Source organism: Rhodoferax sp. LB1P47, assembly GCF_056521445.1.
In genome coordinates this window covers 87,573-100,645 of the sequence record NZ_JBWMAU010000015.1, presented here as the reverse complement: position 1 = coordinate 100,645, position 13,073 = coordinate 87,573, and the positions used below count along the sequence as shown (strand labels likewise).

8 protein-coding genes and 1 pseudogene are annotated in these 13,073 nt (G+C 62.0%); 4 read left to right on the top strand and 5 right to left on the bottom strand.

Annotated elements, in window-relative coordinates; genetic code table 11:
* Nucleotides 1-313: 313 nt before the first annotated feature.
* From AC0969_RS16080 to hrpA, 4 genes and pseudogenes are all read right to left on the bottom strand, one after another.
* Nucleotides 314-1,084 (bottom strand): 3-hydroxybutyrate dehydrogenase, encoded by a 771-nt coding sequence (locus AC0969_RS16080; protein WP_479625157.1) that lies wholly within the window; start codon nucleotides 1,082-1,084, stop codon nucleotides 314-316.
* Between the two features lie 154 nt (nucleotides 1,085-1,238).
* A pseudogene (locus tag AC0969_RS16075) lies at nucleotides 1,239-1,820 on the bottom strand (MATE family efflux transporter); the annotation flags it as partial.
* An 88-nt stretch (nucleotides 1,821-1,908) separates the two neighbouring features.
* Complete coding sequence (locus AC0969_RS16070; RefSeq protein ID WP_479625156.1) at nucleotides 1,909-2,544, bottom strand: DUF2239 family protein; 636 nt, start codon at nucleotides 2,542-2,544, stop codon at nucleotides 1,909-1,911.
* A 171-nt stretch (nucleotides 2,545-2,715) separates the two neighbouring features.
* A complete protein-coding gene (gene hrpA, locus AC0969_RS16065; RefSeq protein WP_479625155.1) occupies nucleotides 2,716-6,642 on the bottom strand; it encodes an ATP-dependent RNA helicase HrpA in 3,927 nt (1,308 codons plus the stop codon).
* Nucleotides 6,643-6,805: 163 nt separating this feature from the next.
* Here hrpA and AC0969_RS16060 point away from each other — a divergent pair, with 163 nt between their 5' ends.
* From AC0969_RS16060 to AC0969_RS16045, 4 genes are all read left to right on the top strand, one after another.
* Nucleotides 6,806-7,711 carry a Tll0287-like domain-containing protein gene (locus tag AC0969_RS16060; RefSeq protein WP_479625154.1) on the top strand — a complete coding sequence of 302 codons (906 nt, stop codon included), beginning with the start codon at nucleotides 6,806-6,808 and terminating at the stop codon, nucleotides 7,709-7,711.
* A 3-nt stretch (nucleotides 7,712-7,714) separates the two neighbouring features.
* Nucleotides 7,715-9,388, top strand: coding sequence for a mechanosensitive ion channel family protein (locus tag AC0969_RS16055; RefSeq protein ID WP_479625153.1), 1,674 nt, complete (start codon nucleotides 7,715-7,717; stop codon nucleotides 9,386-9,388).
* A 213-nt stretch (nucleotides 9,389-9,601) separates the two neighbouring features.
* Nucleotides 9,602-11,146, top strand: coding sequence for a methyl-accepting chemotaxis protein (locus tag AC0969_RS16050; protein ID WP_479625152.1), 1,545 nt, complete (start codon nucleotides 9,602-9,604; stop codon nucleotides 11,144-11,146).
* Between the two features lie 291 nt (nucleotides 11,147-11,437).
* Nucleotides 11,438-11,797, top strand: coding sequence for an excalibur calcium-binding domain-containing protein (locus tag AC0969_RS16045; RefSeq protein WP_479625151.1), 360 nt, complete (start codon nucleotides 11,438-11,440; stop codon nucleotides 11,795-11,797).
* A gap of 22 nt (nucleotides 11,798-11,819) precedes the next feature.
* Here AC0969_RS16045 and AC0969_RS16040 read toward each other — a convergent pair whose 3' ends face one another.
* Nucleotides 11,820-13,040 carry a winged helix-turn-helix domain-containing protein gene (locus AC0969_RS16040; RefSeq protein WP_479625150.1) on the bottom strand — a complete coding sequence of 407 codons (1,221 nt, stop codon included), beginning with the start codon at nucleotides 13,038-13,040 and terminating at the stop codon, nucleotides 11,820-11,822.
* Nucleotides 13,041-13,073: the final 33 nt, after the last annotated feature.

Sequence of the window (13,073 nt, the reverse complement as noted above, 5' to 3'; positions counted from 1 at the left end):
ATACATGGCTTTCGATGCACCTCAACCACGCAACCCGCTAAATCCCTTCGCTTCGTCTTGATTTTTGTCGCTGGCACATTGGCCGCTTGGTCATCCGCAGAATTGTGCAAGTGGCTCTATTTAATAGCTGCCTGCGCAATTAACATATGCGCCAGCGCCCTAAAACACAAGAAACCCACCCCACCCGCCCCAAGGCAAGCGAAGCGATGCCCCCTCTTGAACAGCGCAGGACTGGCTCCGCCAGACTGCTGCTATTGCCCCCTGCAAGGGGGTTGGCGAAAAGCGCTTGCGCTGTAGCCTGGGGGTGAGCCAGTCACTGCGCCGTCCAGCCCCCGTCGTTAGCCCAGGCCACGCCGCGCACATTGTCGGCAGCGGGCGAGCACATGAACACGGCCATGCCGCCGAGTTGCGCGGGCGTGGTGAATTGCAGCGACGGCTCCTTCTCGCCCAGCAGGTCTTTGGTGGCCTGGGCCACGGTAATGCCCTCTTTGGCAGAGCGGTCGTCGATCTGCTTTTGCACCAGCGGAGTCAGCACCCAGCCGGGGCAGATGGCGTTGACGGTGATGCCGGTGGTGGCCGTCTCCAGCGCCACGGCCTTGGTCAGGCCCACAATGCCGTGCTTAGCGGCCACATAGGCCGACTTGTTGGCAGAGGCCACCAGGCCGTGGGCCGAGGCCACGCTGATCACCCGGCCCCAGTTTTTGGCCCGCATACCGGGAATCACCAGCCGCGTGGCGTGGAAGGCGGCACTCAGGTTGATCGCGATGATGGAATCCCACTTCTCGATCGGGAAATCTTCAATCGGGGCCACATGCTGGATGCCCGCGTTGTTGACCAGAATGTCCACGCCGCCGAATTCGGCATCGGCGTAGGCCACCATGGCGGCGATCTCGGCGGGCTTGCTCATGTCCGCACCGCTGTAGCCCACTTTGACACCTAGCGCCGCTACCTCGGCCTGGGGGCCGGTGTGGTCGCCAAAACCGTTCAGGATGATGTTGGCACCCTGCTTGGCCAGCTCTAGCGCAATACCCAAGCCAATACCGCTGGTGGAGCCGGTGACGAGTGCAGTTTTTCCGTTCAGCATGAGCGTAATCCTATGGTTGAGAAAAATGAAACTGGGAAAACTATAGCGCCATGCGCCTCGCCAGGCTGCATACAAAGCATTGCTTTGCATTACTTCGCGCACCGCATGGCGAGTGTCTTGGGGACTATTGCAGTTTTTTTCAGGGGCTCCCCCATCACAGCGCCCGGATCGGCTTGTTGCGCCACACCAACCGGTAGTACGCGGTTTGCATGGCCAGCATGGCCACAAACGCTACCGGATAGGCGGCCCAAATGCCGTGCAGACCGTAGATGCCGCTCAACACCCAGGCCACCGGAATCTCCACCCCGGCTATCGCCAGCATGGTCAGCAGCGTGGGCACCAGCACCGTGCCGCTGGCCCGCATCAGGCCCGACAGCACCATCGACATGCCCATCACCACACTGCTCCACAGCATGGTGTGCAGCAGGGTCTGCGCCCTATCCACCACCTGCCCATCGGTGATGAACAACCCCAGAATGCTGCGCGAAAACACATAGCCCAGCAGCACCAGCGCGCCGGTCAGCAGCAGGTTCAGCCAGATGCCGGTGCGGGCAATCTGCCCCAGCGTATGGCCGCGCCCCGCACCAATCGCCTGGGCACCCAGGATCGACGCGGTGATGGCGATCGAGATGGCCGGGAACTGCACGTACGAGACGATCTGGTTCACCGCGCCATAGGCCGCCGTGGCCTGCGAACCAAAGCGGTTTACCAGAAACAGCACGGCGATTTCGGCAAGTTACTGGCAATCATCGGCACCAGAAACGCCAGGTACACCTTCCATAGCGGCTTGGGCCCAGGGGCGGAGGTTGCAGAAAGCGTGCGGCTCATGCCTGCCACGCCTCGGCCAGGATCTTGTGCAAATGGGCTTGCACGTCGACCGGCCAGTCGGCGATCCGTGCAACGAGCCCGGCTAGGTCATGGGCAAACAGCGCCCGGCTGGCCTCTTCAAAGCCCGGCAAGTGGCCCGCCATGGTGGACATAAATTTGTACGCCACCTCGGTAGTGCGTCGCAACTGGTCCTGGGCTTGCGACTGGCGCTGCGCCAGCTCGACCAATTTGCGCAATGCCACCGATGCGCCGCCGGGCTGGGTGGCCAGCCATTCCCAGTGGCGCGGCAGCAGAGTGACCTCGCGCGCCACCACGCCCAGCTTGGGTCGGCCGGGGCCACGGGGTGCGTCGGTGTCGGGTGAAGGTGCGTCCACGGCATCGGGCGGGGCCAGGGCATCCAGCGCTTGCGCCTGCCGTTCCAGCCGGGCCGTAAACACCTCCAGCGTGCCGCGCCAGTCCAGCTCAATGGTGTCGCTGCTGGCATCCGCAAAGACCAGCAAGGGCTGCGGTGCCGGGCTGTCTGCGGCCAGGTCGGCCACCGCTTTGGCACGCGGTGCCACATCGCGCAGCGTGCCTGTGGCGATACAGCGCTCGCCTTCAAAGGCGGTACAGAAGGTGTCCAACCAAGCCATAATTTTATCCGGGTTAAAAAGAATAGACGAATTCTACCCGGGTATAAAGTGGCCCATCATTAAATCCGGGTAAAAATATACCTACTTTTCACGCCGGACTGGTGCTATTTATAAGAAATAAGCCGCTAACGCTTACGATTCCAGCGCAAGTCGCTCTCAAAACAGTAGCAACTAGCCCAGTTGCCCCCAGGCTTTGTCCAGCCTTTTGACGCTGATGGGCTGCGGCGTCTTCAGCTCCTGCGCGAAGAAGCTGACGCGCAACTCTTCCAGCAGCCAGCGGAACTCTTGCATCCTTGCATCCGCCACGCCCTTGCGTTCGGCCACCAGCCGCCAGTAGCGCTGCTCTTGCGGGCGCAGTTCCAGCATACGGGCGGCATCGCGGGCCGGGTCGGCGCGGTATTTGTCCAGCCGGGCGGTGATGGCCTTGAGGTAGCGGGCGGTGTGCTGCAACGCGGGCCACGGGGTGGTGGCGAGGAAGCGCTTGGGCATCAACCGGGCGAGTTGCTGGGCCGCATCGGCCGTGGCCTCGGGGGCGTTCTTGGTGTCCTTGATCTTGCGGGCAGCGGTGCCGTACTCGGTCAGCACCGTCAGCGCCAGGCGGGCGACTTCAACGGCGATCAGGGTCAGGCGGCCCCGGCCTTCGTCGATGCGGCGCTTGAAGGCGAATTCATCGGTGGGCAGCGGGTCGAGCAGAAAGGCCCGGTCCAGCGCCACGTCGATGATTTGCGCCCGCAGCTCCTCTACCGTGCCGCCGCCCGAGCCGTCGGCGTTTTTACCCACCTGCATAAAGGTCACGGCCATTTTTTGCAGGTCGGGGATGTTCTTTTCCAGGTACTTCAGCGCGTCCTTGATTTGCAGCGAAAACAGGCGGCGCAGGCCCGCACGGTGCTTGGCGGCCGCTACTTCTGGCTCGTCGAAGACCTCGATGGTGACGGCATCCCCCGCGTCGATCAGGCCCGGGTAGCCGATCAGCGTCTGGCCGCCCTTCTGGATTTCCAGCAGCTCGGGCAGCTCACCAAACGTCCAGGCGGTATAGCGCTGGCCCACCGGGTTTACTACATTTTTAATAGCTGCTTGCGCAGGTGCTACCTGCGCTAGAGGCTTATTTTCCGTAAGAACTGGTTGTGCAGCGGCGTTGCTGGCCATCTTCAAACCCGCCAGCGCCTGGAAGGCCCCGCGTGCCTGCGCGCCCAGCTCGGCCTTCAGCGCGCCCAGATTCCGGCCCGTGCCCAACTGGCGGCCATGCTCGTCCACCACGCGGAAGTGCATGAACATGTGCGGACTCAGCATGTCGGCCTTGATATCGGCGCGGGCGATGTCCAACGAGGTGGCGGCGCGGACCAGCTTCAGCACCGCATCGACCAGTGTGCCGTGGCCGAATATCTCGGGCGTGTTCAGCGTCTCGGCCATCGTACGGGCGGTTTCGGGCAGCGGCACCAGGCGCGAGCGCGGGCGCTGGTGCAGGGTTTTGATGAGCGCCTGCACCTTGTCTTTCAGCATGCCGGGCACCAGCCATTCGCAGCGCTCGTCGTTTACCTGGTTCAGCACAAACAGCGGCACGGTGACGGTCAGGCCGTCTTTGGCATCGCCCAGCTCGTGCAGGTAGGTGGCGGCACAGTCCACGCCGCCCAGGCGGATGGTTTTGGGGAACGACTGGGTGGTGATGCCTGCGGCCTCGTGGCGCATCAGCTCCTCGCGGGTCAGCAGCAAGAGTTTGGGGTTGGCCTGCTGCGCGTCTTTGTACCAGCGCTCGAAGCTGGCACCGCCGTACACCTCGGCAGGCAACTGCTGGTCGTAGAAGGCGTAGATCAGCTCATCGTCCACCAGCACGTCCTGGCGGCGGGCCTTGTGCTCCAGGTCTTCCACCAGCTTGATGAGCTTGAGGTTGGCCTCCAGGAACGGATATTTGCAGTCCCACTGCCCGCCCACCAGGGCTTCGCGGATAAACACCTCGCGTGCGCCCACCGGGTCAAAGCGGCCAAAGTTGGTGCGGCGGCCGCTGTAGATGACGATGCCGTACAGCGTGGCCCGCTCCAGCGCGGTGACCTCGCCAGCCTTCTTTTCCCAGTGCGGGTCGAGCAGTTGCTTCTTGAGCAAATGGCCGGCCACCTGCTCCACCCACTGCGGCTCGATGGCGGCAATGCCGCGGCCAAACAGGCGCGTGGTTTCCACCAGCTCGGCCACCACGATCCAGCGGCCCGGTTTCTTGCGCAGGTGCGCGCCGGGGTGGCGATGGAACTTGATGCCGCGCGCGCCCAGGTACTCGGTCTGTGCCACCTCGTCGCCCTCGGTCTTCCAGCCGATATTGCCCAGCAGGCCGGACAGCATGGAGAGGTGGATTTGCTCGTAGCTGGCCGGGGCCGCGTTCAAGCGCCATTTGTGCTCGGCCACCACGGTGTGCAGCTGGCTGTAGATGTCGCGCCACTCGCGCACGCGGCGGATGTTGACGAAGTTTTGCCGTAGCAACTGCTCGTACTGGCGGTTGCTCAGCTTGTGTGAAGGGGGATTAATAGGGGTCAGAACCCCATTGTTTAATGGGGTTCTGACCCCTATTCTTTCGCCCCGTGCGTCGTTAATCCACTTCCACAAATTCAAATACCCGCTGAATTCACTGCGGTCGTCGTCGAACTTGGCGTGCGCCTGGTCGGCCTGGGCCTGCATGTCCATCGGGCGATCGCGCACGTCTTGCACGCTCAGGGCCGATGCAATCACCAGCACCTCGTCCAGCGCCTGCCGGTCGCGGGCTTCCAGAATCATGCGGCCCACGCGGGGGTCGAGCGGCAGCTTGGCGAGCTCCATGCCCATCGCCGTCAGCTCGTTGGCATCGTCCACCGCGCCCAGCTCGGCCAGCAGTTGGTAGCCGTCGGCAATGGCGCGGCTGGAGGGGCGCTCCAGAAACGGAAAGTCGTCCACCACGCCCAGGTGCAGCGACTTCATGCGCAAGATCACGCCAGCGAGCGAGCTGCGCAAAATTTCGGGGTCGGTAAAGCGCGGGCGGCCGTTGAAGTCTTGCTCGTCATACAGCCGGATGCAAATGCCGTTGGCCACCCGCCCGCAGCGCCCGGCGCGCTGGTTGGCAGAACTTTGGCTGACCGGCTCCACCAGCAGCTGTTCCACCTTGCTACGGAATGAATAGCGTTTGATGCGCGCTGTACCTGCGTCGATCACGTACCGGGTGCCTGGAACGGTCAGCGAAGTTTCGGCCACGTTGGTGGCCAGCACGATGCGGCGGTCGCCGTGGGTGTCAAAAATGCGGTCCTGCTCGGCCGGGCTCAGGCGGGCAAACAACGGCAGCACCTCAGCGCTGCGGTACAGCGGCTGGTGGCTTACATGCTTGCGCAGGTGGTCGGCGGCCTCGCGGATTTCGCGCTCGCCAGGCAAAAAGATCAGGATGTCGCCCGCGTTGTGCGGGTCGCGCCACAGCTCGTCCACGCCGTCGGCAATCGCCTCGTTCACCCCGTATTCGCGGCTTTCTTCAAACGGGCGGTAGCGCTGCTCCACCGGGAACATCCGCCCCGACACCATGATCACCGGCGCAGGGCCGTTGCGCGATTCAAAGTGCTTGGAGAACCGGTCTGCGTCAATCGTGGCGGAGGTGACGATCACCTTCAAATCCGGCCGGCGCGGCAAAATCTGGCGCAGGTAGCCCAGCAGAAAGTCGATATTCAGGCTGCGCTCGTGCGCCTCGTCGATGATCAGCGTGTCGTAGGCCTGCAGCAGCGGGTCGGTCTGGGTTTCGGCCAGCAAAATGCCGTCGGTCATCAGCTTGACGGAAGCATCGCGCCCCAGCCGGTCCTGGAAGCGCACCTTGAAACCCACCACGTCGCCCAGCGGGGTTTTGAGCTCCTCCGCAATCCGCTTGGCCACCGAACTGGCCGCTATCCGGCGTGGCTGGGTGTGGCCGATCAAATGCCCACGTGCGCCGGGGTGGTTCAGCTTGCCGCGCCCCATCGCTAGGGCGATTTTGGGCAGTTGGGTGGTTTTGCCGGAGCCGGTTTCACCGCAGACGATAACCACTTGGTGGGCCGCAATGGCCGCCATGATCTCGTCGCGCTTGGCGGAGACGGGCAGGGATTCAGGGAACTCGATTTTCAACATAGGGGGGGATTATCCGGGTGCGCTGTGGCGGCCGCCTCACCAAGACAGATTCCCATATGACAAGTCACAAAATTGACACCCATAGTCCCTAGCATCCATGCCTTGGGCCTTAGGTATATGGAAATAGCTTGAGGGGAGTTAGCAAAATAAGAAAGCTGCCTGCATGCGGATCGAAACGCGTTTATCCCTTTCATTGGCGTTTTGCCTCTGCCTTGGCTTGGCCATCTCTGCATACATTTCTTTCCAGCTGGAGTCTCGGCAGGCCAAAGAAGAAGTTCAGCAAAAAGCCGACATGCTGCTGGAAACAGGCTTGGCCATCCGGGCTTACACCACGGACGAAATCGCCCCCACGCTGCTGCGGCTGCAAGGCGACGCCGGATTCAATGTGCAGCAGGTGCCGTCTTTTTCTGCCCAAAATGCCATCCACCGGCTGGCCAAAAAATACCCCGATTACCAATACCGCGAGCCGTCACTCAACCCCACCAATGTCAAAGATCGCGCCAACGATTGGGAGGTGAGCCTGGTCCGCGAGTTTCAGTCGAAAGACACGCTGACCGAATTGAGCGGAGAAATCGGCGAAGGCCGCGACAAACGTTTTTACGTTGCACGCCCCATTCGGCTCAACAACCCGGCTTGCCTGCAATGCCATAGCACACCGGCAGCGGCGCCCGCCGCGATGGTGGCCAAGTACGGACCCGTGAATGGGTTCGGCTGGAAGCTGGGCGATGTGGCGGCACTCCAGGTGGTGGAAGTTCCAAGCCAGCCCGCCAAAGACAAGGCGCTGCGCAGCGTATTGGCAACCGTGGGCTCACTCGCCTGTGTATTTGTGCTTTCTGCGGCCGTCTTCCTGCTGCTGCTTCGCCGCCATGTGACCCACCCCCTTGAGCGTTTGACACAAACGGCCAACGCGATCAGCGTCGATGGACAGAACACCGAGCCGTTCGGATTGGCAGAGGGAGGGCAGTTCTCCGAACTCCATGAAGCCATCTTCCGGCTCAAAGCCAGTATTGACTCGGCGTTGAAACGCATAGCGGCCTTCAGCAAGCCAGACGACACTGCGGGCAAGTAAGCCATGTGGACATTGATTGTGATGGCGCTCGCCTCCATCTTATGGCTGGTGGTGTTTACCGCAGGTCCAGGGTCCGGGTCGATGCCCGATGCATTCAGTATCACCACGGTACGACTTGTCGCCACAGGCTTGACCGCGCTGGTTTCTGCACAGCTGCTACAGCGCCTGCTGAGTTATGTGTTGTTCAACTCACAGTCTGGGCGCGGTCAGGTTAGCTCGGATTTGATCCGATCTGTCATGAATGCCACGCTCTACCTCGTCACAGGCATGCTGTTTTTGCGCTACGGGCTGGGCCAAGACGTGACCAATGTGCTGGCCACTTCGGCACTACTGACCGTCATCATGGGATTGGCACTGCAACCCACCTTGGGCCACCTGTTCTCTGGCTTGTCGATTGAACTGGAGCGGCCTTTGCGGGTGGGTGATTACGTGCGCCGGGATGAGCTGGAAGGCCGTGTCGTGTCGCTCAGCTGGCGGTCGGTTTCACTGGAAACCGACCGAGGCACTTTCTTGATCATGCCCAATGCAGAGTTCACGAGCCGGTCGGTCGAGATCATTCGCGCCAGCCAAGCTTCACGGCACCAGATCATTTTCCATATGGACAGCAATTACTCGCCTAGCCAGGTGCACAAAATTGCCATGGAAGTATTGCGCAGCGACCTCTTCGGCATTGTGCAAACACCCGTGCCCAGCGTGATCATTCTGGGCACCGACCCGGCCACGGGAACCCTGCGGTTTGCAGCGCGGTTCTTTACCCGCAACTTTTTTGACCGCGCCCGCATTGGGTCTCTGTTCATGGAACGCCTGTGGTTTGCCCTTTCTCGGGAAGGACTCGTGTTCCCGCAACGCCCCCTGCTCGAATGGACCACAGAAAACTCCACGGGCCACTCCACCTTGCGAAACAGCGAGCCAAAAGGCGCATCGGCCATCGGTAACAACACCGCGCCGGGCGGTACACAGGCCACCCCATGGGGCTTACGCCCCGAAAGCGGCTTAGCCTTGCAGCAGCATGTACGGCGGCACATGGCAGAACTTCCAGCGGCTCTCCAAGACGCCCTCTTGGCCGGTGGCCGCATGGAGCTTTATGGCCCCGGCGAGCTTTGCAAACGCGGATTGGCGGGCTGCGTAGTCCAAGCGGCGCTTATCGAAGACCGCTTGCCCGACCCCAGCCACCGTATGCGGGACCTGGCTGTATTGCGCGCACACATGGCATCCGGCCCGGTGTCGGCATCCGAGTCGGTCCGCATGTCCCCGGAGAACTTCGACCTGTTTGTACACCGTGGCGCACTCGCTATGGGCCCTTTGGCGCACAGCCTGTGTCTGCGCATCGCCGCATGCACCGACGACCTCAGTCTGGCGCATGAAATCTTTGCCGATGCCATCCAAAATAGCGAGCGCAAAAAAACCTTCATGGAACAAGCCCCTCCACAGGCCAAGATACGCCTGGAAGAAGGCGCGTGGTTTGGCTGGTCCAGCATGCTCGCGCTGGAAGAAAAAACACATAGATGCCACGCCGCAGAGGAAAGCGCGGTTTTTGTCTGGACCGAGGCCGCCCTGCGGCAGATTTTGGTGCAAGCCTCTGCGCAAGACGTTCAGGCCTTCACCGTGTTTTTGCAAGAACGTAGCGTCGGCTGCCAAGCCCTGTTCAGCCAGCATCTCCACGCCTGGGTCGCATAGACCTTAGAACATATTCAGAGTCTTTTTGACGCCGCGCAGCAGCCTGCTTGGGATGCACAGCTGCGGAGCGCGCATGCGGGGGCGCCAGCGGGGCAGCAACCGCCTAGCCACAAGGGTTTTACCGTACTGGCGAGAGATTTACAAATTGATACAAATTACAATAAGATCAATGCACCTGCCACGCTCTCGGCCATCTTCAATGAAAAACATAATATGCAACTCAACGACATGAAAATTGGTGCCCGTCTGGGTACTGGCATTGCCCTGTCTGCGGGCCTGATAGCCGCCATGGTCTGGGTCGGCGCATCGAGCATGGGCAGCATCAAGGTCGCTCTGGACGAATCGACCAACGACCGTACGCCCAAGATCATTGCTGGCAAGAACATCAAAGACAATTTGCGCGAACGGGCCATCTTGACACGCAATATCGTGCTTTTGGAGGATGTCGCCGCCATCCAGAAAAACAGCGACCGCTTGACCGAGGTGCGGGCGAATTACGAAAAGCTCGACAAGCAGCTGAAGGACACCATCGACAGCGCTCAGGGAAAAGCCGCACTCACCAAGCTGGAAGACGCAGTGGCTGCACTGCGCGCACCGGGCGACAAGGTAGTTGAACTCGGCACCGCCAACAGCAACAGCGAAGCCACCGATGTGCTGCTGAACGTCGTGGCCCCGCTGCAAACCGCCGCCCTCACAGCCGCCGATGAACTGGTCAATATCCTGATTCAAAATGGACAAGCCGCACAAGCCCAAGCCCAAGAAGACTACAACGCAGCCATTACCCGGCTGATCGGCCTGGGCATTGCCGCTGTTGCGCTACTGAGTGTTTTGGGCTGGCTACTGGTGCGCTCCATCACCCGGCCACTGAAGCAGGCCGTAGCGGTATCACGGGCCGTGGCAGCGGGCGATCTGAGCCTGCAATTTGATGCTGCGGGCCACAACGAAACCGCCCAACTGCTACAAGCCCTGAAGGCCATGCAGGACAGCCTGGTCTCGGTGGTTGGCAACGTGCGCCAGAACGCCGAAGGCGTGGCCACGGCCAGCGCCCAGATTTCGCAGGGCAACAACGACCTGTCGGCACGCACCGAGCAACAGGCCAGCGCGCTGGAAGAAACCGCTGCCTCGATGGAAGAACTCTCCAGCACCGTCCAGCAAAACGCCGACAACGCCCGCCAAGCCAACCAGCTGGCACAAAGTGCATCTACCGTGGCGATTCGCGGCGGTGACGTGGTGGGCCAGGTGGTGCAGACCATGAAGGACATCAACGACAGCAGCAAAAGAATCGCCAACATCATCGGCGTGATCGACGGCATTGCCTTCCAGACCAATATTCTGGCGCTAAACGCAGCTGTAGAAGCGGCCCGGGCCGGTGAGCAAGGCCGGGGCTTTGCGGTGGTGGCCAGCGAAGTGCGCAGCCTGGCGCAGCGCAGCGCCGAAGCCGCCAAGGAAATCAAAAACCTGATCTCCGCCAGCGTCGAGCGGGTCGACCAAGGCACCGCCCTGGTCGACCAGGCCGGTGTCACCATGCAAGAAGTGGTCACCTCCATCCGCCGCGTGACCGACATCATGGGTGAAATCAGTGCCGCCAGTTCAGAGCAATCGGCAGGTATCAGCCAGGTGGGCGAAGCCGTTACCCAAATGGACCAGGCGACACAGCAAAATGCCGCCCTGGTCGAAGAAAGCGCCGCAGCAGCCGACAGCCTCAAAGGCCAGGCGCAACTGCTGGTGGATGCCGTGGCCGTGTTCAAACTGGCCTAGTCCGGGCCGCCCCGCCATCGCATTGCGCTTGGGCGGGGGTGGGCGAGGTTTCTGGGCGTACAGTGCAATTCCTAGCGCCGTAACCCGCGTGTTTTGCAACAACCAAGCCTCTTTGCGGCGATTTACGCCCTACTGGTGGTTGATCCGGCCTGTGAGTGGGCTGATCCGCCAGCGGCTGCTGGCGCGCATTAGAGACGCGGCACAGCGGCCTGCGACGGGCCGTCCAGGCGCAGCTTAAGCAGACTTTCATAGGGGAAACCAATAGCCCCCACCCTACGCCTACCTGCATGCATGGCGCTTGCAGCGCTGCTCTATTCTGCTGTGCAGGCGGCAGCACCGGTTTACAAGTGCGAAACCAACGGGGCTATCCAATACCAGCAGAGTCCATGCCCGTCGCATGCGGTACGAAAGCCACCCACGGTGGACGAACTAAATGCCGAGCGGCGGAAAAAATTGGCCGCGCCCAAAGAGTCCACGCAACCGGGTGCCTCGCCACAACCCGCTCCACCTTCCAAATGCGACGGTCGAACCATGTGCTCCCAGATGACTTCATGCGTGGAGGCTAAATACTTCTTGGCCAACTGCCCGGGTGTCAAGATGGATGGAAACCACGATGGCATTCCGTGTGAAATGCAGTGGTGCAGCCGCTGAGTTAACCCCCTGAGCTCCATCGTTAGCAATCGGTTAACGCCACGCGCAACTGCTCGCCCACCCCCTCTGGCACCGTACGCCCCACCCGCACTTCCGGTGTGCCATGCCAATCCGCGCACTGCTGAATGGCTTTAGCGATGGCCCGCACGGCCGCAGCATTCAGCTGCGCGCCCGGCTCCACAAACAGCCCCTTCACCTCAAACACCCCCTGCGCCCGGTGCGCCTTGGCGTCCAGCCGCCCGACCAGCGCGCCCCGGTGCAGGATGGGCAGCACGAAGTAGCCGTAGGTGCGTTTGGCCTCAGGCGTGTAGCACTCGATGCGGTAGTCAAAACCCCACAGGGTGGAGGCGCGTTCGCGGTCCCAGACCAGCGGATCGAAGGGCGACAGCAGCGTGGTGTGGGTGGCGCGCAGCTGGCCGTCTGCGGCTTTTTGCAACAACTCTGCGTGCTGGTGGTGTACATAGCCGGGGGCAGCCCAGCCTTGCACTGCTACCCGCTGCACCACGCCCGATAGCACCAGCGCATCCAGGTCGGCATCCTTGAGGCGCGGCTTTTGGCGGAAGTAGTCGTTGACCCAGCGGGCCTGGGAGATGCCCAGGGCGAGGATGGCTTTTTCTACAAAACCGGTGTGGACCTCGGCGGCAGCGGGCAGTGGCGCATCGGTTAGATGCGGATGCACGCGGTGCGCCAGGTCGTAGACGCGCTGGAAGCTGTCGCGCCGGGCCACCATCAGCTCGCCGCTGGCAAACAGGGCCTCTAACCAGCGTTTTTCGTCCTTGCGGTCCCACCAGCCGTTGCCGGTTTTGCCGTCTTTGCGGGCGAATTCGGAGGACTTGACCGGGCCGTTTGTGCCGATGTGGGCCAGCAGCGCGTCCAGATCGGTACGCTGGCGGGCCTGGGTGGCCAGGCCGTGCAGCAGACCCCAATGGCGGCGGGTGTGCTGGTTGTAGCTGCGGTGCAGCAGCAGGTCTTCCACCGGGGCAAAGCAGGCCTCGTGGGCCCAGGTTTCAAACAGTTGGCCGCTGGCCAGGGCCGCGTCCAGCCAAGCCTGCGGATACGTCCCCAGCCGCGAGAACAACACCAGATACGGGCTACGCGCCACCACGTGGATGGTGTCGATCTGCAAGAGCTGCATGCGCTGGATGCACTGGCGCAGGTCGTGCGGCGTGGCTTGGCGGCGCGGCGGGGTGAGCAGGCCCTGGGCGGCCAGGTGCAGGTTGCGGGCTTGGGTGAGGGTCAGCATGGCGAACAGTCTAGTATGCTATTCATTTAGTAG

Coding starts and splice junctions, on each gene's coding strand:
- AC0969_RS16060 (WP_479625154.1), top strand. CDS start 6,806: ATGCGGATCGAAACGCGTTTATCCCTTTCATTGGCGTTTTGCCTCTGC.
- AC0969_RS16055 (WP_479625153.1), top strand. CDS start 7,715: ATGTGGACATTGATTGTGATGGCGCTCGCCTCCATCTTATGGCTGGTG.
- AC0969_RS16050 (WP_479625152.1), top strand. CDS start 9,602: ATGCAACTCAACGACATGAAAATTGGTGCCCGTCTGGGTACTGGCATT.
- AC0969_RS16070 (WP_479625156.1), bottom strand. CDS start 2,544: ATGGCTTGGTTGGACACCTTCTGTACCGCCTTTGAAGGCGAGCGCTGT.
- hrpA (WP_479625155.1), bottom strand. CDS start 6,642: ATGTTGAAAATCGAGTTCCCTGAATCCCTGCCCGTCTCCGCCAAGCGC.
- AC0969_RS16045 (WP_479625151.1), top strand. CDS start 11,438: ATGGCGCTTGCAGCGCTGCTCTATTCTGCTGTGCAGGCGGCAGCACCG.
- AC0969_RS16080 (WP_479625157.1), bottom strand. CDS start 1,084: ATGCTGAACGGAAAAACTGCACTCGTCACCGGCTCCACCAGCGGTATT.
- AC0969_RS16040 (WP_479625150.1), bottom strand. CDS start 13,040: ATGCTGACCCTCACCCAAGCCCGCAACCTGCACCTGGCCGCCCAGGGC.